Source organism: Okeania sp. SIO1H4 (assembly GCF_010672695.1).
Lineage (GTDB): Bacteria > Cyanobacteriota > Cyanobacteriia > Cyanobacteriales > Microcoleaceae > Okeania > Okeania hirsuta.
Window position 1 is genome coordinate 34,089 of the sequence record NZ_JAAHGB010000037.1, and the last position, 22,044, is coordinate 56,132.

The 22,044-nt window shown below is 32.9% G+C and carries 17 protein-coding genes and 1 pseudogene; 10 read left to right on the plus strand and 8 right to left on the minus strand.

The window, feature by feature from the left end; genetic code table 11:
• Nucleotides 1–71: 71 nt before the first annotated feature.
• The 7 genes from F6K06_RS21090 (at nucleotide 72) to F6K06_RS21120 (ending at nucleotide 8,830) form a co-directional block, all read left to right on the plus strand.
• Nucleotides 72–1,946, plus strand: coding sequence for an HTTM domain-containing protein (locus F6K06_RS21090; protein ID WP_287242952.1), 1,875 nt, complete (start codon nucleotides 72–74; stop codon nucleotides 1,944–1,946).
• A 483-nt stretch (nucleotides 1,947–2,429) separates the two neighbouring features.
• Nucleotides 2,430–3,911, plus strand: a complete 1,482-nt coding sequence (locus F6K06_RS21095; protein WP_287242953.1) for an MBOAT family protein — start codon at nucleotides 2,430–2,432, stop codon at nucleotides 3,909–3,911.
• A gap of 364 nt (nucleotides 3,912–4,275) precedes the next feature.
• On the plus strand, nucleotides 4,276–4,707 hold the full coding sequence (locus F6K06_RS21100; RefSeq protein WP_124143986.1) for a hypothetical protein: 432 nt from the start codon (nucleotides 4,276–4,278) through the stop codon (nucleotides 4,705–4,707).
• A gap of 39 nt (nucleotides 4,708–4,746) precedes the next feature.
• The gene (locus F6K06_RS21105) at nucleotides 4,747–5,499 is read left to right on the plus strand and encodes a hypothetical protein (protein ID WP_124143987.1); all 753 of its coding nucleotides are present in this window, start codon (nucleotides 4,747–4,749) and stop codon (nucleotides 5,497–5,499) included.
• A 26-nt stretch (nucleotides 5,500–5,525) separates the two neighbouring features.
• Nucleotides 5,526–6,776, plus strand: a complete 1,251-nt coding sequence (locus F6K06_RS21110) for a hypothetical protein (RefSeq protein WP_205127286.1) — start codon at nucleotides 5,526–5,528, stop codon at nucleotides 6,774–6,776.
• A gap of 304 nt (nucleotides 6,777–7,080) precedes the next feature.
• The gene (locus tag F6K06_RS21115) at nucleotides 7,081–8,049 is read left to right on the plus strand and encodes a glycosyltransferase family 2 protein (protein ID WP_124143988.1); all 969 of its coding nucleotides are present in this window, start codon (nucleotides 7,081–7,083) and stop codon (nucleotides 8,047–8,049) included.
• A gap of 115 nt (nucleotides 8,050–8,164) precedes the next feature.
• Nucleotides 8,165–8,830 carry a TVP38/TMEM64 family protein gene (locus F6K06_RS21120; RefSeq protein WP_205127287.1) on the plus strand — a complete coding sequence of 222 codons (666 nt, stop codon included), beginning with the start codon at nucleotides 8,165–8,167 and terminating at the stop codon, nucleotides 8,828–8,830.
• A 353-nt stretch (nucleotides 8,831–9,183) separates the two neighbouring features.
• Here F6K06_RS21120 and F6K06_RS34610 read toward each other — a convergent pair whose 3' ends face one another.
• Complete coding sequence (locus F6K06_RS34610) at nucleotides 9,184–9,483, minus strand: hypothetical protein (RefSeq protein ID WP_192901262.1); 300 nt, start codon at nucleotides 9,481–9,483, stop codon at nucleotides 9,184–9,186.
• A 391-nt stretch (nucleotides 9,484–9,874) separates the two neighbouring features.
• On the opposite strand from F6K06_RS34610, the gene F6K06_RS21130 reads away from it, so the two are divergent.
• Nucleotides 9,875–10,876, plus strand: a complete 1,002-nt coding sequence (locus tag F6K06_RS21130; RefSeq protein ID WP_287242955.1) for a glycosyltransferase family 2 protein — start codon at nucleotides 9,875–9,877, stop codon at nucleotides 10,874–10,876.
• Nucleotides 10,877–11,139: 263 nt separating this feature from the next.
• Here F6K06_RS21130 and F6K06_RS21135 read toward each other — a convergent pair whose 3' ends face one another.
• The 3 genes from F6K06_RS21135 to F6K06_RS21145 form a co-directional block, all read right to left on the minus strand.
• The gene (locus F6K06_RS21135) at nucleotides 11,140–12,261 is read right to left on the minus strand and encodes an alkene reductase (RefSeq protein WP_287242956.1); all 1,122 of its coding nucleotides are present in this window, start codon (nucleotides 12,259–12,261) and stop codon (nucleotides 11,140–11,142) included.
• Between the two features lie 857 nt (nucleotides 12,262–13,118).
• On the minus strand, nucleotides 13,119–14,600 hold the full coding sequence (locus tag F6K06_RS21140; RefSeq protein ID WP_240038843.1) for a 2-succinylbenzoate--CoA ligase: 1,482 nt from the start codon (nucleotides 14,598–14,600) through the stop codon (nucleotides 13,119–13,121).
• Between the two features lie 973 nt (nucleotides 14,601–15,573).
• Complete coding sequence (locus tag F6K06_RS21145; protein ID WP_124143991.1) at nucleotides 15,574–16,536, minus strand: o-succinylbenzoate synthase; 963 nt, start codon at nucleotides 16,534–16,536, stop codon at nucleotides 15,574–15,576.
• Nucleotides 16,537–17,252: 716 nt separating this feature from the next.
• On the opposite strand from F6K06_RS21145, the gene F6K06_RS21150 reads away from it, so the two are divergent.
• Nucleotides 17,253–17,813, plus strand: coding sequence for an EF-hand domain-containing protein (locus F6K06_RS21150; RefSeq protein ID WP_124143992.1), 561 nt, complete (start codon nucleotides 17,253–17,255; stop codon nucleotides 17,811–17,813).
• A gap of 11 nt (nucleotides 17,814–17,824) precedes the next feature.
• On the opposite strand, the gene menH is transcribed toward F6K06_RS21150, so the two are convergent.
• Nucleotides 17,825–18,655: a 2-succinyl-6-hydroxy-2,4-cyclohexadiene-1-carboxylate synthase gene (gene menH, locus F6K06_RS21155; RefSeq protein ID WP_240038844.1), complete on the minus strand. Its 831-nt coding sequence runs from the start codon at nucleotides 18,653–18,655 to the stop codon at nucleotides 17,825–17,827.
• Between the two features lie 180 nt (nucleotides 18,656–18,835).
• The gene (locus tag F6K06_RS21160) at nucleotides 18,836–19,012 is read right to left on the minus strand and encodes an anacyclamide/piricyclamide family prenylated cyclic peptide (RefSeq protein ID WP_287242959.1); all 177 of its coding nucleotides are present in this window, start codon (nucleotides 19,010–19,012) and stop codon (nucleotides 18,836–18,838) included.
• 36 nt (nucleotides 19,013–19,048) lie between these two features.
• Here F6K06_RS21160 and F6K06_RS21165 point away from each other — a divergent pair.
• Nucleotides 19,049–19,822, plus strand: a pseudogene (locus tag F6K06_RS21165) (RNA-guided endonuclease InsQ/TnpB family protein); the annotation flags it as partial.
• Between the two features lie 221 nt (nucleotides 19,823–20,043).
• On the opposite strand, the gene msrB reads toward F6K06_RS21165, so the two are convergent.
• Both msrB and menA read right to left on the minus strand, forming a co-directional pair.
• Nucleotides 20,044–20,442, minus strand: coding sequence for a peptide-methionine (R)-S-oxide reductase MsrB (gene msrB / locus F6K06_RS21170; protein WP_124143994.1), 399 nt, complete (start codon nucleotides 20,440–20,442; stop codon nucleotides 20,044–20,046).
• Nucleotides 20,443–20,778: 336 nt separating this feature from the next.
• On the minus strand, nucleotides 20,779–21,675 hold the full coding sequence (menA, locus tag F6K06_RS21175) for a 2-carboxy-1,4-naphthoquinone phytyltransferase (RefSeq protein ID WP_124144017.1): 897 nt from the start codon (nucleotides 21,673–21,675) through the stop codon (nucleotides 20,779–20,781).
• Between the last annotated feature and the right edge of the window lie 369 nt (nucleotides 21,676–22,044).

The following is a 22,044-nucleotide window of genomic DNA, read 5'->3' on the forward strand; positions in this document are numbered from 1 at the left end:
TGCCTAAAAGCAACCATGTTTTTTACGCAACTCAAATGAAATTACTATAAATAATTAAAATGACAGTAAGTATGGAAAAGGAAAAAAATAATTTAGGTGCCACACTGGAAAAATTGTTTGGTTTAGATTTGCGATCGCTTGCCCTATTTAGAATAGGGTTAGCGTTAATAATTATCACAGATTTAATTATCCGTGCTGGAGATTTAACAGCTCATTATAGTGATGCTGGAGTATTGCCTCGAACATTACTCAAGGAAATTTCAAGTCCTTTGTATTGGTCAATAAATTCAATTAGTGGTGCAGCTTTTGTACAGGGGTTAATTTTCTTATTTGCAGGATTAATAGCTATAGCTTTGTTAGTAGGATATCGAACTAGATTAGCAACTATTGCTATGTGGGCGTTTATTATTTCTATTCATAATAGAAATCCTACCCTGATTTTTGCTGGAGATGATGTATTAAGGGTGCTACTTTTTTGGTCAATGTTCTTACCATTGGGAGCAAACTATTCAATTGATAGTGCATTGAATTCATCAACAGAAAAATTACCGAAACGTATTTGTTCTGCTGCTACTTTTGCATTAATGGCACAAATGGTGCTTATTTACGCAGGTTCAGCAGCATATAAAACAAAAAGTGAATTATGGTGGCCTGATGGAGATGCTGTCTATTATTCTTTGAGTTTTGATGGGTATGCTACAACATTCGGGCAATTTTTACTAAGTTTTCCTCAGCCTATATTAAAGTTACTAACCTGGGCAGCTCTTTGGTTTGAATGGTTAGGACCTTGGATGATTTTTATTCCTTTTGGAATTACGTTTTTCCGTTCCTTTGCTGTTGTTTCATTTATTCTTTTACATATTACTTTTGGTTTGTGTTTTACTATAGGAATATTTCCTTTTTTAAGTATTGTTAGTTGGTTGGCTTTGATTCCTACACCAGTATGGGATAATTGGCAGGAAAAAATTAAGACAAATGAACGGCAAGGATTAAAGATTTATTATGATAAAGACTGTGGATTTTGTAAGAAAGTTGTTTATCTGCTACGCACTTTTTTGATTTTACCGGGAACGCCATTAACGACTTGTCAAACTGATGAATCTATCTATGCTGATATGCAGGATAAAAATTCTTGGGTAGTGGTAGACTGGCAAGAAAATCGACTTTTTAAATGGGAAGCTTTAGTTTATGTATTTAGTTTGTCTCCTATATTTAAACCTTTGGCTTTTGTGATGGGATTACCATCAATCATGCCAATTGGAACTAAATTTTATGAAACTATTGCCAATAATAGAAAATTTGCTGGCAACTTTACTAAACCTCTTCAATTTCGTCCTTTAAATATACGTCCTTATCGCGGATTAAATATCATTATATTTTTACTAATTATTTATACTTTTATTTGGAACGTTAAAAGTTTTGTCAAACAAACCTATCAAAGAAGAAAAGTACAAAAGCAAGATTTAATTACTAAGACTCACAAATTATTTCAACGTCGGATTGTACAAAGGTTAGATGTTTTTGGTAAGGTGACAAAATTAGATAAATCTTGGAGTATCTTTGCTCCTGCTCCACCTAGAGATGATGGTTGGCATGTTATTCCTGGTAAGTTGAAAAATGGTAAAGAAGTTGATGTTTTGTATAAAAAAGGAGAGCCTTTAAGTTGGGATAAACCAACTCTAAGAGAATTTAATAAATTGTATTCTAATATGCAGTGGCGGACTTATTTCCTAAATTTCAATCGAGCTATAGGTAAAAAACTTTATCCTTATTATGCAGACTATGTTTGTCGTGAATGGAATAAAAAGAATGAAGGTTCGGAAAAATTAGAAAGTTTCGATATTTTCTTTATGGATGAGAGAACTGTACCACCAGGGGAAACACAAACTGTGGAAAAGAAAAGTGTCATGCAAAAATCTTGTTCAGATGACCAAGAAAATAATTAGGGTTGATTAACTATTGTTGATTTGCTAATATTTATTCACATAAATTCATATACGTTGATATAGTTATACCGATATAGTTGCATAGATTGTGCTATAATCATGTGCAGACAGAGTAGTTTGTGGTGCACGCACCAGGCCACTATGTAACCGCTATCCTGATAAGTTACCCCTAGCATGGTCAAGTAATTAAAACTTCTGCGAACGTCGATAACCAAGACGATGTAAGTGTTTAAAAAGCGTCTACAGGTTTTCTTGTAGACTTTGGGAGATACCCCCTCAGCAGGCTATCTTGCTGTGCATTGTTAACATTTGTTAGCAAAATCGTATCGGAGAAAGTGATTAGGTATCTTAATTCAGGGAAAACGCATCTAAATTCTGGAACCTTCTACCGTTAAGCTTTAGAAGAGTAATGAGTATAAATACTTAGAACCATTACATCCTTGCCCTACAAAAACTTCAAAAATAAGATGTGTTTGCCCTGGTATGTTATTTAACTCTTATATTTTTATCTTTGGTTTTTTACCTTTAACTCTGATTGTATTCTTTGCCTTAACCAAGTTTGGTTTAATTAAAGCTGCTAAGGTTTGGTTGACTGCTAGCTCTTTTGCTTTTTACGGTTATTGGAATGTTGCTTATTTGCCTCTGCTGATAATTTCTATTTTGTGGAATTATCAAATGGGTAAATTTATTGCTGAAGCTAAACCGGAAAGTAAGCGAGCAAATATTTTACTTTGGGTAGGTATAGCTCTTAATTTAGCAATAATTTCCTATTATAAATATGCGAACTTTTTCTTGGATACTGTTAATTCAGTAGTTTCTACAAATTTGAATGCTGGGCAAATTATTTTGCCTTTGGCAATTTCTTTTTATACTTTTACTCAGATAGCTTATTTAGTAGATGCTTATCGTGGGGAAACAAGAGAGACTAATTATGATTTACTTACTTATAGTTTCTTTGTGGTTTTCTTTCCCCAATTAATTGCCGGACCTATTTTACGCCATGATGAACTTATTCCTCAGTTTCGTCAATTGCGTAATTTTATTTTTTCCCAGAAAAATATGGCTTTGGGTTTAAGTCTTTTTAGTTTGGGATTGTGTAAAAAAGTATTGATAGCTGACACTATATCGCCTTGGGTTTCAGGAGCTTTTAATAATGCTTATGAGTTGAGTTTTATTGAAGCTTGGGTAGGAGCTTTAAGTTACACCTTTCAGCTATATTTTGATTTCTCTGGTTATTCTGATATGGCGATAGGTTTGGGGTTGATGTTTAATATTAAATTACCGATTAATTTTAACTCTCCCTACAAGGCTACTTCTATTAGTGATTTTTGGCAAAGATGGCATATTACTTTATCCAATTTTCTGAGAGATTATTTATATATTCCCCTGGGTGGAAGTCGTCGTGGAGAAGTACGTAGTTATAGTAATCTTTTGACAACAATGCTGTTAGGTGGATTATGGCATGGTGCAGGTTGGACTTATGTAATTTGGGGAGGTTTACACGGTACATATTTATGTATAAATCATGGTTGGCGAAAGTTAAATATTCCGATGCCGAAAGTATTGGCGTGGGTAATTACTTTTGTTGCTGTTATTGTTGGTTGGGTGTTATTTCGATCGCAAAATATTCAAGATGGTCTAGATATTTTACAGACAATGGCAGGTCTAAATGGGGTTGTTATACCAGGGGAAGCTAAAGATAAATTATCTGTGTTAACTAATTTTGGTTTTCAGCTCAAATCTTGGTCGGATATGAATTATTTGCCGGAATTTTTGGGGAGTAAAATTTTCTCAATTTTGGGTTTAATAGGTTTAACCTTTTCTGTAAGTTTCCTACCAAATACTCAGGAAATTTTGGCAAAGTTAAAACCTACTTGGTGGTGGGCAGTTTGGATTGGTATTTTGACAAGTTTAGCTTTATTATCGCTGAATCGTGTGTCTGAATTTCTTTATTTCCAATTTTAAATTGTTTGGATAAATTATGAGCATAAATAATCAACTTAGTTCTACATACTCCCAAGCTTATCCTCCCAAAAAAACAGATAATTCTTATTACACTCCTAAAGTAAGGAATTTAATTTTGAACAGGCTTATTTCTGATAAAGAAGAATAATTTTTAGAGGATTTTGGAGTTTTAATTAATCGAGAAAATATTGAATCACATTTAGCAAAAATTCCTCAAGACCGAGAAAATTGGGCGAAAAATAATCCTGATGAAGTGAAGTTAGTAAAAGAAATTAAACAAAAATATGATGTCTCACTAAACTAGATAAAAATTATGTTTAAGATATTAAATTAACTAAAATCTACTTTGATTTGGATATAAAATATGAGTTCAAATAATCAACTTAGTTATAGTTTATATCAACCTTTAACTGCTAAAAAATTAGAAAAATATATGGTAAATAGAAAAAAATATCGTCGATATAATTGGCTATTTTTAGTATCAGTATTTCTCCCTGTAGTTACTGTGGGAGTATTTAATATTATTGTCGATCCTTATGATGTATTTAATACTCCCAATTTCTTAGGAATAAATCATTCAAAACCTCGGAAAGATAATAGTGATAGCCTCTTTAAAGCAACTGATGTTATCCGCATTAAACCTGTAACAGTTTTTATGGGTTCATCGAGAACAAAACGCGCTATAGATCCTAACTATCTAGCTTTAAAAAATTATAAGCTGGCTGATAATTTAGCACTTACTAAGGGAAATTTCTATGAGTTACGACGCTATTTAGAACACGCGATCGCTAATTAGAAGGAATTAGACTTAGTTGTTATAGGCTTAGATTTTTTTATGTTTAATTCGTTGATAGGAACCAGGCAAAATTTTTCTGAGCAGAGACTAGAAAAAAAATATATTCTCTTGGAAGACTTGCTTAATATTACTTTCTCTTTAGATGCCTTTTTGGCAAGTCAAGAAACATTAATTGATAGTAATAAAAATCTGCCAAATAATATTTTTGATGGAGAAAATGGATTTATACCTTATCTAAATGTTGACCCGAAAAAAACTAAGTCTAGATTTGAAAGAATTATGAATAATTATTATGTAGGTTACTCTACAATATTTCAAGTATCTCCTCAATTACTAGATGAATTCAAAAAAGTAGTCGATTTATGTAAAGAAAATCAAATTAAATTAATATCATATATTTCTCCTGCTCATGCAACTCAATGGGAAATTATTAAAAGTTCTGGTCAGTGGTCAACTTTTGAAGAATGGAAACGTAAAGTTGTAGAAATTAGTGATGTCTTTGACTTTTCTGGATATAACAGTGTCACAACTGAAGCTATTCATAATAATATGGAAAATTATACAGAGAATTCTCATTACACTCCTAAAGTAGGGAATTTAATTTTGAACAGAATCCTGTCTTACAAAGAAGAAGAAGTTCCAAAGGATTTTGGAGTTTTAATTAATTCAGAAAATATTGAATCCCATCTAGAAAAAATTCGTCAACACCGAGAAGTTTGGGCTAAAAATAATCCTGATGAAGTGAAGTTGGTAGAAGAAATTAAACAAAAGTATGATGGGGCACTAAACTAGATAAAAATTATATCTGACATATTAAATTGACTAAAATCTACTTTGACTTGGAGCTACATATGAGTATCAATAATCAACTTAGTTCTACTGCTTCTAATTCTTCATATCCTCAAAAATCAGAAAAATATGTGGCAAATAGAAAAAAATATCGCCGATATAATTGGATGTTTTTCTTGTCAGTATTTCTCCCTATAGTTACTGTAGGAATATTTAACATTGTTGTCGATCCTTATGATGTTTTTAATACTCCCAATTTCTTAGGAATAAATCATTCAAAACCTCGGAAAGATAATAACGATCGCCTCTTCAAGGCAACTGATGTTATTAGGATTAAACCTATTACTGTTTTAATGGGTTCATCTAAAACTAAACAAGGTTTAGATACTAATTATCCAGCTTTAAAGAATGAACAACCTGCTTATAATTTAGGACTAAATGCTATAACTGCTTATGAATTACGACGTTATTTAGAACATAGTATTGCTAACCAACAAGAATTAAGTTTGGCTATTATTGGCTTAGATTTTTTGATGTTTAATTCATTTACTAAGCGTCGAGGAACCTTTGCTGAATACAGGTTAAAAAAACAGTATATTTCCCCGAAAGATATAATTCATGTAGCCTTGTCTATGAATGGAGTTTTAGCTAGTAAAAAGACTATAATTGATAGTAATAAAACTTCCCTAGATGATATTCCTTATGAAGCAAATGGATTTATGCCAGTTCTAAATCCTGACCCAGACAAAACTAAAGATAAGTTTCAATATGGTATCAATAATTATTTTAATGATCATGCTAAGTATAAATTATCTACTCCATTAATTGAATTAAAAAAAATAGTAGATTTATGTCAGAAAAATCAAGTTAAGTTAATTGTATTTATTTCTCCCTCTCATGCAACTCAGTGGGAAGCAATTAGAGCAACAGGTGAGTGGTCAACTTTTGAAGAATGGAAACGTGAAGTTGTAAAAATTACTCCAGTATTTGATTTTTCTGGATACAATAGTATCACAATTGAACCAATCCATAGTGGTATGGAAAACTATAGAGATAATTTTCATTACACTAAGAAAGTTGGGGATTTAGTTTTGAATCGAATTTTATCTTACAAAGAAGAAGAAGTTCCAGAGGATTTTGGGATTTTAATTAATCAAGAAAATATTGAATCCCATCTAGAAAAAATTCGTCAAGACCGAGAAGTTTGGGCAAACAATAATTCTAATGAAGTGAAGTTGGTAGAAGAAATTAAACAAAAGTATGATGGGGCACTAAACTAGATAAAAATTATATCTGACATATTAAATTGACTAAAATCTACTTTGACTAGGAGGCAAATTATGAGCATTAATAATCAACTTAGTTCTACTTACTCTCAAGCTTAATCTACCCAAAAATTAGAAAAGTTTTTGACTATAGACATATTTTTACTATATTTTCTGATGGAAGTAAAAGCCAAATAATAGAAATACTAAATTATATAAGTACCTGATAAAAATTAATTAATATTCGATATCAGGGGGAATAGCATAAATTTGTTGTTGGTATAATCTGGATGGTCACGACTTTATATTTGCTTTTAATATGCTTTCAGAAGAAAAGAAAGTACAACTTTCCATAGTCATTCCTTTTTATAACGAGGAGCCAAATATTGATTATTTGTTTGAACGGCTAATATCAGTGCTAAAGCCTCTAGAAATGACTTATGAAATAATATGTATTAATGATGGTAGTAAAGATAATACTCTAAAGTTATTAGTAGAATATCATCAACGCAATTCCTTAATTAAAGTAGTAAACTTTTCCCGTAACTTTGGTAAAGAAATTGCTATAACAGCAGGTATTGACTATACCGTAGGCGATGCAGTTATACCCATAGATGCCGATCTACAAGACCCACCAGAATTAATTGTGGAAATGATAGCCAAGTGGCGAGAAGGATATGATGTGGTCTACGCAACTAGGCGATCGCGCCAAGGAGAAAGTTGGATCAAAAAATTCACAGCCCAAAGATTCTATCGTACAATTCAACGTTTGACCCCTGTAGAAATTCCGCCCGATACTGGCGACTTCAGGTTAATGGACCGAAAAGTTGTAGAAGCTCTCAAAAAGTTACCAGAAACTAACCGTTTTATGAAGGGTTTATTTTCCTGGGTAGGTTATCAACAAACTTCAATATTATATGACCGAGGTCTTCGTTTCAAAGGTGAAACAAAATGGAATTATTGGCAACTCTGGAATTTAGCAATTGAAGGTATCACTGCTTTTAGTTCAATACCTCTCAAAATTTGGAGCTATATTGGGATATCAATTTCTTTAATTTCATTTATTTATGCTAGCTTTTTAGTGATTCGGACTTTGATATTTGGAATTGATGTTCCTGGTTACGCTTCATTAATAGTAGCGATATTATTTTTAGGTGGAATGCAGTTATTATCTCTAGGAATTTTAGGTGAATATTTAGGTCGCGTTCATGAAGAAGTCAAGAGAAGACCTCTTTATTTAGTCAGAGAAAGTTATGGATTTGAAAATCAGATGACTAGGAGTGAATAATCTCAAAGTTTTTGTCATTAAATCAAGAATACTAAAGCAGTAATTTTGGGTCGGAGTAGAGATTTAATGTTCAATCTTAAAACTGGTATTTTTCTCCTGACAATTATTTGTATAATTGCCACTGGAACAGCAGCTTATTTATGCAGCTTATTTATTAGGTGGTTTACCTCCGGAACAAGTTCAAAGTTGGCTAGAACGAGCAGGTATTTGGGCACCAATAATCTATATAGTTATTTATACAATAGCAACTATTTTAGTTTTACCTTCTACAGCACTTAATCTGGCTGGAGGCGCAATTTTTGGACCCTGGATCGGTACATTATGGACAAGTTTAGCAGCAATTATTGCTGCAATTATCGCATTTTATTATTCTCGTACTGTAGGTCGAGAATGGATTTCTCAAAAGTTGGCTGGAAGATGGCAAGCAATGGATGCTGAAATGCGTCAGGGAGGATTATTTTATATGTTTGCCATTCGTTTATTGCCAATCATTCCTTATGGTTTAGTAAATTTTGCTGCTGGTTTAACATCTGTTAGTTTTAAAGATTATCTATTAGGCACTATCTTGGGAACTTTACCTGGTGTTTTGCCTTTTGTAATGTTAGGAAGTTCTGGTTTAACAGCATTAAAAACAGGTGACATTTTGCCTTTAGTTGGAGCGTTAAGTCTCATCGCTATGTTAGTAGGAGGTGCAACTTGGTATCGTCGTCGTCGCAGTCTGCCAAAGAAAGTTATAGAAGAAATGAAAGATTCATCTTCATCAGATTTTTTTGATAATTAAATCTCTTTTGGTTAATATCCAAAAATAACCAAATAACAAAAATGAAAAGCAAGTTTAAATTAAGAGTTGATTCATCAAATTAGTTTCAACTATTATGTTATGTCACCTATATCTTAAGAATTAATGCTCTATTGACTAATCATGAAAATTTTGATTTATTATCACCTTAAAAGTGGAGGCTTTAAACCACAATTTTTCGGTAAACAAGAGCGTCGTTTATTATAAAATTTATTAATGGCTTTTAATGGTCTGCCTTTAATCAAAAGAGGTAAAATTACTGTTTGATTTGTCGTTACAGCTATTAAATTATTTACTCCTAAATATACTCCTGCTATTTGTTGATTATTTGTTGTTTACTCCGATTTTTCATAGACTATTTCTATTATATAAAAGCTAATTTTGGGGATAATTCTTGCCTCTATTATTTCTGTCTGTGAAGTGGGAATTTTTATTTCACTCATCGGCAGATGAAAAATTCCTTTTTTTAATGCTTTTTTGTAAATTGGGTAGTGCAGAGCGCAAAGTGTGGGATAAGTAATTAAGTCATTCCAGTTCCAAGGAGCGATCACTAAACCTGCCCTTTGTGCTGATGTATTTTCAAATGCGACTATGAACCCAAATCCAATTGAAATAGGCGATATGCCTGACGCCACGCTCCGCGAACGCCAATCTCACGATTATCATGGATATACAACTGAACAAACTTACTCATTTTAGTTTTATAGCTATAATTATGAGTAATTTTGAGAGACTTTAGAGGTTGTTTGTAAAGAATTATGAAGTGTTTTTACCCCTCGCAAATTGGGTATTTCAGCCTATAAATCTGGGATAAATAACCAATTTGTACAGTTTAAAGGTCAATCATTGTATATTACAAAACTTTACAAACAGTCTCTTAGACAAGTTTTCGCTTTCTGTATTTACCCCTAGAGTAGTCTTGGTTAAAATTATTACTAATTTTGCTGCTACGAATACTCAGTCAAAAATTCAAGTTGTTATGATAAACTAAATAAAATAAAGATTTATCCCTAGTAGCTAATCAAAATGAGTAACTATTTATCCACTCAAGAGATAGGAGTAAATAAAAGTTCTCCTACTCTATTAGATATATCTATTGTGACACCTATTTACAATGAAGTTGATAGTATTCCTCAACTACTGGAAACAATTTCTACTAGTTTAAGGGAAAATCAGCTTACCTACGAAATTATTTGTGTAGATGATGGATCTCGGGATGGTTCGACAAAACTACTAACAGAATTAGCTCAAAAACGTACAGATTTAAAAGCAGTAATTCTCCGCCGAAATTATGGACAAACTGCAGCTATGGCAGCAGGGTTTAAGTATGCTACGGCCAAAGTAGTTGTCACTTTAGATGGAGATTTACAAAATGATCCGGCTGATATTCCACTATTATTATCTAAGCTCAATGAAGGTTATGACTTAGTTAGTGGGTGGCGAAAAAATAGGCAGGATGATGCTGTTACACGACTACTTCCTTCTAAAATTGCTAATTGGATAATTGGTAAAGTTACAGGGGTAAATTTACATGATTATGGTTGTTCTTTAAAAGCTTATCGTTTGGAATTGGTTGCTGATATGAACCTTTATGGTGAATTACATAGATTTTTACCAGCTTTAGCTTTTATTGAAGGAGCAAGAATTACAGAAATACCTGTTAACCACTATGCTCGTCGCTATGGTAAAAGTAAGTATGGTTTAGGGCGAACTTTCCGAGTTGTGATGGATTTATTAACAGTATTTTTTATGAAAAAATTCCTCACTAGACCGATGCACGTTTTTGGAATGTTGGGTTTTATTTCTGGGGGAGTTGGTCTATTTTTGGGGATTTATTTAACTATCCTCAAATTTGGCTTTAATGAACAGATTGGCGATCGCCCTCTACTAATTTTAATTGTTGTGTTATTACTTGCAGGTTTACAATTATTTAGTTTTGGTTTATTGGCAGAATTACTGATGCGAACTTATCACGAATCTCAAGAACGACCTATTTATCGAGTTAGAGAAATTGTTGGTAAAAATTAATAGAATAAGGAATAAGGAAGAAGGCATTTAAGCCTTGCTGATTTGATATATGAAATTCAATTAGTGGTAAATTTTCACCCAAAACAATAGTGGGAATTATACCTATTTTTGACTCTAAAGTTACTGAAAAACTCTTTTCTACCTACTGACTCCTGACTCGGTGACTCCTGACTCCTGATCTAAATTTGATATGAATTTTCCCCCTGACAAAGGGGGAATAATATAATTTTCAATAGATTTTTGCCAGGTACTTATCTACTAAACTAAGAAACTTTTACTGGGGATTGTTGATAAGTGGGAAAATCAATATATCCTTCTTTGTCAAATGAATACCAAATTTTTACATCAGCAGGTGGATTAAGAGGATAGCCATTGGTAAAACGTTCTACTAAATCTGGATTACTCATAAAGGGTCGTCCAAAAGCAATTAGATCGGCATTTCCAGCTTGAATTGCTGTTTCAGCAGTTTCTTGAGTATATCCACAATTTCCGATAAGAGTGCTGGTGAATACCTCTCTAAATTCAGCCAAAGTCATCGGTTCACCTAATTCGTGATAACCAAAAGCTAAACCATCCATAACGTGAAGATAAGTTAACCCATAATTATTTAACTGTTGCGCAACATAAATAAAAGTTTCCCGAAAATCTGGCGAACCCATATCGTTAAAATTACCATTAGGAGAAATTCTTACCCCAACTCTATTAGCAGGCCAAACAGTTAAAATAGACTCTACAATTTCTTTGAGAAACTGAAATCTGTTTTCCAGACTGCCACCATAGCGATCGCTCCGATGATTGGTTTTTGACTGTAGAAATTCGTCAATCAAATAGCCATTTGCTCCGTGAATCTCTACTCCATCAAAACCAGCAGACTTTGCACGTTCGGCAGCCAAACGATAATCTTCTACAATTCCTGGAATCTCTTCTGTTTCTAGAGCGCGAGGAGTTTCTAATGGTTGTTTGCCAATGGGAGTATGAACGTATTCTTGATTCAACTTAATAGCAGAGGGGGCCACGGGCAATTGACTATTTTCGTGAAAGCTACTATGAGAAGCTCGTCCACAGTGCCAAAGTTGAAGGAACATAGGAGTGCCTTTACTATGGACGGCATCTACAACTTGTTTCCAAGCTTCTGTCTGTTCGTCTGAGTAAATGCCTGGTGTATTTAGCCAACCATTAGCTTGTTTGGAAATGACAGTTGCTTCTGAAATGATTAAACCTGCCCCAGCTCTTTGAGCATAATATTCGGCCATCATCGCATTGGGCATTCGCTCTGTGCCTGCTCGCGATCGGGTCATTGGAGCCATGACAACTCGATTTTTTAGGGTTAAATCTCCCATCATTAAGGGAGTTAGTAGGGTTTGTGAATTTGTTTGAGTAGTCATTTTTTTTATTGCTCAGTTTCTAGGATGATAATTTCATATTCATTGGTTTATTTTACCTGGAATTAAACATAGATTGAAGTTATCAAAAAATTATAATTTTGAGTAATATTTAACTATCTATAGCTATAGATTTAGTATTAAATAATTTTGCTTAATCAAGAGCAAGATTATGTAAGCATTCAGCATTCAGCAGTCAGGTGTAAGTTTGATTAGAGCTTGAATTAGTATGAGTTAAAAAGTCAAAAAGGAAAGGTTCCGAAATATCAAAAGTTTAAAATTTAGACAATGTAATATTTTCTTCGGGTGTATCTCAATGAGTGAATAAAGCTAAAAAATTATTGCTTTTAGGCAACAGGCAACAGCTCATCTGGCAACAGGGAATATATAGAAACAAAGTATTTTTGCTTGCTATGAGATGCACTCTTTTCTTCTCTCCTAGATAACTAAAGCCTCCTTCTTTCTTCTTCCTTCTGAAAAGTAATTCGGATTCTACGAATTAGTTAATAACTGAAGTATTACGCAACCATAGCACTAATGCATGATAATTGGTATAAAGTCTTCTTCTTTCTTCTTCCTTCTTCCTTCTTCCTTCTGAAAGAAAAGATGCCGAAATATCAAAAATTTAAAATTTAGACAATGTAATATTTTCTTGTCTCCTAGATAACTAAAGCCTCCTTCTTCCTTCTGAAAAGAAAGATGCCGAAATATCAAAAATTTAAAATTTAGACAATGTAATATTTTCTTGTCTCCTAGATAACTAAAGCCTCCTTCTTCCTTCTTCCTTCTGAAAAGAAAGATGTCGAAATATCAAAAATTTAAAATTCAGGCAATGTAATATTTTCTTCTATCCTAAATAACTAAAGCCTCCTTCTTCCTTCTTCCTTCTTACTTCTTACTTCTTCTTTCTGAATTGCTATTTCTTTTAACAATTCACGATTAATTTTACCCTGATAATTACGAGGTAAATTTTTAACTTTAACCCAAGATTTAGGTTGTTTAAACTTACTCAATTTTTCATTAATAGTAGCCATAAACTTTTCTACAGAAACTTCTAAGTCATCAGAAACATAAACAGCAGTCACAATTTCACCCCAATATTTATCGGGTAAACCTATTACACAAACATCAGTAACTAATCCAGTTGCTAAAATAGCTGCTTCTACTTCTGCCGGAAAAACATTTTCCCCACCAGTAATAATTTTTTGACTACGACGACCTACTATATTTAAGTAATTTTGATTATCCAAAAATCCTAAATCATCCGTCACAAAACTTTCAGAAGAATTAAATAAGTTGGGATAATATCCTAATGCTAAAGAATGAGCTTTGATGTTAATAATTCCAATTTTATTTTTGCCTAAAATCTCCCCATTTTCACTTTTAATCATAATTTCTGCGTGGGGTAAAATTTGACCGTTGCTATTATTTCCTTTCAAAAAATCTTTGGGTTTAAGAGTAGCAATTTGAGCAGCAGTTTCAGTCATTCCGTAAGTAGGTGCTAATCTAATCTGATATTTTCTAGCTACATCAAATAATTCCTGCCAAGCAGGTGCGCCACCTAAAAGCACTGTCTGAAAATTAGATAACCATTTTGCTGTTTCTGAATTTTGTATCAGCTTTTGTAATTGAGTTGGTACTAGGGAAATAAAAAATTTATTGGGATTAATATTCCATTCCTTTTTGTCGAAAATTTCTTTATATGATGGCAAAATTACTAAATTTCCTCCAGTAATAAAGGAGCGCATGAATTGCATTAAACCACTGACGTGATATAAGGGTAAAACACAAAATGAGTTAATTTTTTGTACTTGGAAATATTTTTGGAAGCCTTCCACAGATGCTATTAATGTTTCCCATGTATGAATGGTAAATTTAACTTTTCCAGATGAGCCACCAGTAGGAATCATAATCAAATTTTTTGGAAAAAATTCCTTGGTATTATTATTAGTATGTATTGGTTTTAGAGAGATGCTATTTTGAGGAGATACATCATTTTTGTATATATCTGCTCCTAGAAAATTTTCGTCGGGAGTATTTCCAAAAATTATATCTGGTTGTACTAATTCTAATACTTGTTCCCATTCTTGTTTCCCCCAATTTGGATTACATAGAAAGACTTGAAAACCAGTAGCAACAGCAGCAACAAAACTGGTAATAAATTCTGTTGGTTTTGATTCTGATATAAATATCTTTGGTGCAGATTCTGGGTGAAAATTTTCGTTCAAGTAATCAAACTTTTTTTGACTAATAGAGTAGATATAACTACTTTCATTACTAATTAGTAAATCACTATTTGCACTCAGATAGTTAAAAATTTGGTTCATAAATTGTCTTGTCATATTTTCTCTTGTTCATTAAATCAATGGGGAATTACAAAACCAAAAGCACAATTTTTGAGTAGATTTTGTTGTAATTATGTTCCAAGTCATAGTGCAGTTTTTCTAATAACTTTTGTTTCAAACACTCAATAGAATAAAGAGGGCAGGTTTTGAGAACTAGATTCTCTTATCTCAAGGCTTTTAGTTAAACCCGCACCTACTTATTACCAATTAGTAAATCTCTACTTTTACTTAGATAGTTAAAAATTTGGTTCATAAATTTTCTTGTCATATTTATTCTTATTCATCAAACTAATGAGTAATTTCAGTTATTACTTATCAGTTTCTCAGTAAATCACTACTTAGGGCTTGCTGATTAAAGATAAAAGTCTTGATATATAAAGGTTTTTGCCTTTTTAGGTAGTAAAAAAGTAGCAGGTTTTTGCCTGCACATTGCTCAAAAAGTGAGTATTGGGGCAAGATAGAGGCAGAACAATTTGGGGATAATTTTTCCAAGTAGTTCCTCTACGACTCTTTCCAACTCTTGACTCTTCACTACTCCCTACTCCCTACTCCCTATCTCAACAAAAAGACTTTTTCAGCAAACCCTACTTATACTTAGATAGTTAAAAATTTGACTTATAAATTGTCTTGTCATATTTCTTCTTGTTCATCAAACTAATGAGTAATTTCAGTTATTACTTATCAGTTTCTCAGTAAATCACTACTTTTACTTAGATAGTTAAAAATTTGACTTATAAATTGTCTTGTCATATTTCTTCCTGTTCATCAAACCAATGGGTAATTTCAGTTATCAGTTTTTCGGTAAATTACTACTTGTACTCAGATAGTTAAAAATTTGGTTCATAAATTTTTTTGTCATATTTATTCCTGTTCATCAAACCAATGAGTAATTTCAGTTATCAGTTATCAGTTATTACTTATCAGTTTTTCAGTAAATCACTACTTGTACTCAGATAGTTAAAAATTTGACTTATAAATTGTCTTGCCATATTTCTTCTTGTTCATCAAACCAATGAGTAATTCCAAAACCAAAAGCACGACTTTTAAGTATATTTGGTTGTAATTCTGTCGCGAGTTGTAGTGCTGATTTTCTACCAATTTTTGTTTCAAATACTGAAGAAAAAACTACATCAATAATATGATTTTGGCAAAAATTACGGAGTTGGGAAGGCGAACCAAAAATAGCAGGTTTTATCGAAAATATTCCTCGCCAACCCTGTTGATAATATTGTTGCATTTTACTGAAGTTAGCAACAGATTCATCTAAAGCAATAGGAGTCAAGTGTTGATGACTTAATTTCAACATTTCCTCAAATTTATCGACAGATAAAGGTTGCTCTATAAATTCAATTAAATTGAGATTTTCACATATTTCTAACCATTGTTTTGCCTCCTCAAAAGTTAATCCAGCATTAGCATCTAATCTGAGATTTGCTTCTGTAGGAAGTGCTTTAACTAACTGCTGAAAAATTTGGATTTCTGTTTGAATTTTATTAACTCCTATCTTCCATTTAAAAGTACGATATCCTTCTTGCCATAGTGGCTTCCAAATTTCTATAGCTGGCTCTCCTTCTGGTAATAAAGCACTGTAAAAATTAGAGTTTTTCAATTCTTCTTTCTTATCTATTTCTCTTTCTCTAAGATTTTCCCAAGCCGACTCAAAACCAAACTTACAAGCAGGTAAATTTTCAGGAATAGATAAAATTGTTTCTACTGTAATTTCTGTTGGTAAGTGGTGACAAAAATCTAAAGCTTCCGACAAAGTTTCAGAGCAAAACCAACTCAAAGGAGCAATTTCACCTAAACCTATTTTTCCAGTTTTGCTGGTTAGTTGTAAAATAATTCCTTCTCTAATATTCCAGATACCATGGCTGGTTTTGAGAGGTTGTTTGAAGTTCCTTTTGTAGAGGAAAAATTTTAGTTGATAGTGCATAATTTTTGTGGAAGGTTTTCTTTGAAAAATTCAACCTCCTAGTCTATTTTTTACAAGGTATAGTAGTTTCAAATAAAAATGAGACGGATAAATCCCTTATTTTTAAGGATTATATCAAGGTTAAGTGTCTCAATCTTAATTGGAATGACTATATAGCAACTGCTACAGCGGTTAGGGCAGAGAAAAATATCAAATTATTAGACCATCTCATAGAGACGATAGCTATGTTTGTCTTTTATGTCCTAAGCTCCTTGGTGACTGCTATAAAATTTATAGTAGTGTTTATTAAATTAGTCTACATCTATAAAAGTTGATAGTACATAATTTTTGGGGGAAGATTTTTTTGGAAAAATTTAACCTCTTTGCCTTTTTATTGCAAGGTAAGGATAAAATTTATAGCAGTTTTAATTAGATTAGACCACATCTATAAAAGTTGTATTTTTGCTGTCTGATTTATTTAGCTGAAAATCACAATCATCGGGTGCATCTCAATTTTGAATAAAGCTAAAAATTTATTGCTTTTAGGCAACAGCTCCGAAAGGCAACAGCTCATCTGAGAATATATAGGAAAAAAGTATTTTTGCAAATATGATATGCACCCCAATCATCCTTATATTTTCAATTTATCAGCTAATTTTAAATCTGACTCTTGAAAATTACTCGGCAATCAATTATAGTCGTGACATACCTATCTTGTTCTTTCTCAAGGGAAAAAAATGCTTACTGAGTTGTTGACGAAAAAACACACTAAGAATTTTTATGTATATGACGTTGATGGTAGTGGCTATGTAGAAGAAGCAGACTTACAAAGGTGGGCAAAAAATCTTGCTCAATTGCGAGATTGGCAACCTGGAACATTAGAATTTGAAAATATTCTTGCTAAGTTTAAGGATATCTGGACGAATTTTTGGCAACCTGCTGATATTAATGATGATGGAAAAGTGAGTCTTCAGGAATACTTAAAAGTTGTCGAGGTATCTGTTGATAATTTTCCTAATTCACGAGAAATGCAGGAATCTCATACTGCTAAAGCTAATACTATTTTCAGTATCCTTGATGCGGATAATGATGGAACTATTTCTCAATCTGAATACATACAATTTTGCCGAGCTATTGGTTTAGATGAAGCAACTGCTAAATCTGCATTTATCAAATTAGATGGGGATGGAAAAGGGTATATTTCACGAGAAGAATATCTTCAACGAAGTCAAGATTTTCATGTCAGTAACGATCCTGATGCTTTAGGCAACTGGCTTTATGGTTCCTATGAAATTTAGCTTTTCTTGAATTACTTCTTCTTCCTTCCTTCTGCCAAAAAATTTATTACATTTTCAATCCATTCTCTAGGATTTTCCCAGTGAATATTATGACCAGATTCAGGAATTATTTTCATATTAGCAACTTGACATAATTCTGCTATTTTTAAATTAATAGCTTTAAATTTATCATCAGATTCTCCCACCATTAATAAAGTAGGAATCTGATGATTTGATAATTTATCCCAGAGAGAAGGTTGATTGCCTATTCCCAAATTTCGGAGAGACTTTGCTAATTCTAATGGTTTATTTTCTAACCGTCTTTCTATGACTTTCTCAAAACTATTATTTTGCCTCAAAGATTTAAATAATCCTTGACTATACCAATTAGATAAAAATTCTTGAAAATTACTGTTTTCTAATTTATCAGCTAACTTTAAATCTGATTGACGACGGAGCGATCGCTCAACTTCAGTCTTTAATCCTGGCGACGCTGATTCTAATATTAATTTATTAAATCTAGTGGGAAAACTAATGGTCATATATAAAGCTAATCTGCCACCCATTGAATAACCAAATAAATAACAATTATCAATTTTCAACTCATCCAATAAATGAATCAATGCTATGGCAGTATTTTCCATATCGTAATACTCATCACTGCCAGTAACTATAGTTTTTCCATGTCCAGGTAAATCAACTGTTAGACAACAAAAATATTCACATAATTGGGGAATGAAATCGACAAAATCATTACTACTTCCCATAAATCCATGTAGTAATAGAATAACAGGGTTATTAGTGTTACCTGTTAAATAATAGTTGAGTTGATAATAACGAGATATTTCTGTCAATTTTGTCAAAAAAAAACCCTAGATAGGGTAAGAATAGGCGGTAGATTATTCACAGATATTTAATTTTTTACTACCTTTGTTATTTGCCTCTAGCCTCATTTACTTTGACATCATTTAAAATCAATGAAAACTGATGAACTTAGAGAAAAAATTTTGAAGTATTCTGAGATATGCAATTATTTGAGAGCTTTACTCTGCATCATCTCCTGCAAAAGTTAAGTAAACTCCGCTACCACGCTCCTCAATACCAAAGATAGATGAAGCTATGCCATTATTTGAGCTTTGAGCTGTTACTTCTTGACCTGTGATTTGTCGCTGGACTGGTGCAGATATTTGAGGTAGAAGATTTTTCTTTTCTTTTTTCATTGTGCTTTCTCCTATTATCAAGTTAGCTCATCAAAGAAGGGCTATCCTAAGTTTAAAAAATACCAGGTCAGAGCCTCGGTTGAATATAAAACCTCTGGTTGAAAACTTTCAGAAGATAGACGTTATTTGACTTTAACGGATAAATTTGAAGTTGGTACTTTTAAACTATGGGGAAGTCGCAACCTTCATTATTATCAACTCAAACAAATTAAACGAGTCAGAATAATTAGAAGGTATGACGGTTATTATGCTCAGTTTTTGATTGACCACACCAGGGAGAAAAAAAAAGAATTAACAGGAAAACAAACGGGATTAGATGTAGGTTTAAATCATTTCTACACCGATTCTGAAGGTAATCAAGTCGATAATCCTCGGTTTTTCAGAAAGGATGAGCGCCAAATCAAAAAGCTACAGAAGCGTTTATCTGGTACTAAAAAAGGTAGCAAAAACAGGATAAAAGCAAGAAATCGGTTGGGTAGAACGCATCTCAAGGTATCACGCAGACGTAACGATTGGGCTGGCAAAGCAGCACAGCACGTCATCCGGTCTAACGACTTGGTAGCGATAGAAAACCTAAAAGTGCGTAACATGGTTAAAAATCATCATTTAGCCAAGTCCATTAATGATGCTGCTTGGTACAAATTTAGGGAATGGTTAGAGTATTTTGGCAGCATTTATGGAGTTCCAGTTATCGCAGTTGAGCCATTCAATACATCTCAAAACTGCTCGAACTGCGGTAAAAAAGTAAGCAAAACTTTAAGCACTAGAACCCATAAATGTCCCCACTGTGGTTATGAAGCAGATAGAGACGTTAGCGTAGCTCCGACCTAGGAGGCAAATGCTGCAATCAACATTCTCCAATCTGCTCTCAAGCAACTATCAACTACCCCGGGGCGCGGGGAAAGTAACATCTCTGGAGAGACTGGCCTCTGTCTGGATGGGGAAACCCAAACAGATAAGCCGACTCGACGAAAGAGAAAGTCGAGCATAGTGATATTTAGAATCCTCTTGCCTTTAGGCAGAGGAGAACGTCAATCAGACTTAACAAACTTCAGCGCAGCAGAATTCAAACAATAACGCAATCCAGTTGGTGGAGGACCATCAGGGAAAACATGACCGAGATGAGCATCACAATTACTACAGAGAATTTCTGTTCTTCGCATAAATAAACTCCAGTCAGCTTCTTCTTTGATATTATCCTGATTAATCGGTGCCCAATAACTCGGCCAACCTGTGCCAGAATCATATTTCTCTTCGGAACTGAATAAGTCAACACCACAACAAACACATTTGTATATTCCTTTTTCTTTATTGTTGTGATATTCCCCTGTAAATGGTCTTTCAGTTCCCTTTTTTCTAGTTACATTGAACTGTTCTGGTGTGAGTTGTTCTTTCCACTCTTTTTCGCTTTTTTGAACTTTACTAACCATACTTTTAATATTCCTATTCACAGATTATTTTTGAGCACAACACCTAATTTTTAAGTGCTATATATTGTCATGCTTGACTAATTGTAACATATTGTTAAGCATTCTGAGGATTGTTTTTTTCCTTGGGCAGAAAATTATATAGAAAATATGGACGTTGAATCCAACGTCCCTACAGAGTAGATGGAAATAATTGATGATTTATCTACGATAATTGATTTTATTTTTTATTATTGGAGATGTCTATTAAGAGTGACAATCAATCTTAGACAGGGAAATATTTTTCCCACTGTTTTCTGTTCCCTGTTTCCTGCTCCTCATATTTCCCATATATCATGTTTAAATAATAAATCCCAAACCAAATAATAATCCACTAAAAAAATGTAGATAAACAGCAATAAATTTACAGTTACTAACTTTTTCTGGTTGGTCGTGATAATTACCAACATGGCGACATAACTGAATAGCAAATGGTAAACCACCAAAACTTAACAGAGTCCAAACAGGGAAAATTCCTAAACCTACACAGATAGAAATGAGTACAAAAACAATACCACAAGACCAACTTAATAATTGAGAACCTGCTTTAGTTCCCATTCTCACAATAGGCGATAGCTTCCCTGCTGCTAAGTCATCTTTTACTTGGTGAAAGTGAGAACAAAAGAGAATAATAGTAGTAGTAATTCCAATAATTATTGATGCGGTCAAACTTATCATTGAGCAACTTTTAGTTTGACTATAATAAGCAGCAGAAATTGCCAAAGGACCGAAAGCAAAAAAACAGAGAATTTCTCCTAAGCCTTGATATCCTAATCTAAAAGGAGGACCTTGATAAATATATCCCAAAAAACAGCACAACAATATTAATCCAATCACCGTTAAATCTTTTTGCCACCAACTAATTCCTGAAATTCCTAAAATTCCCAACAGTAAAAATAAATTACTCAGGACGAACATCAAAGATTTATTTCCTGTCAAATTTACTAAAGAATGGTGTTTATTTTTATCGATACCTGTTTCTGAATCAAATACATCATTACTAATATTTTCCCAGGCCAAAATTAAAATTGCTGATGTAAGAAATGTTGAAAAAATCGACCAATTAATCGAATTTTTTTCCCAGAAAGCTATTGCAGTTCCCACCCATATAGGCATAATAGCTACACTATACATAGGTGGTTTGATGGCAGCTAGCCATAATTTTTTTTGAGATTGATTTATTGTTTGAAATGTCATCTTAATTTGATAATTAATCTTTGATTGTGGCAATAGTTATGCTCGTTGATTGTCATAGTTTAATCAGTTGTGACAAACTTCTCAACCCTAAGTATAGATAATGATAAACATACTTCAGAAATATTTTTCGCTCACAACAATTGTTCATCTCTTAAGACTTTAATTTCCGAGTTATGCAGAAAACTTAACAAAAAATTATGTAATTTATTTTTCCTTTACATTTGATTCAATTTGGCCTTTCTAGTTGTTCTGAATAATCCTCTATCAGAGAATGTTGAAAGAGGACTCCCGCTAAATCAAAGATTATAGCGGTGAGATGAATTACAAAAACGCAAATTAATTGAGCGGTAGCGAATCCTTTGATCTAGG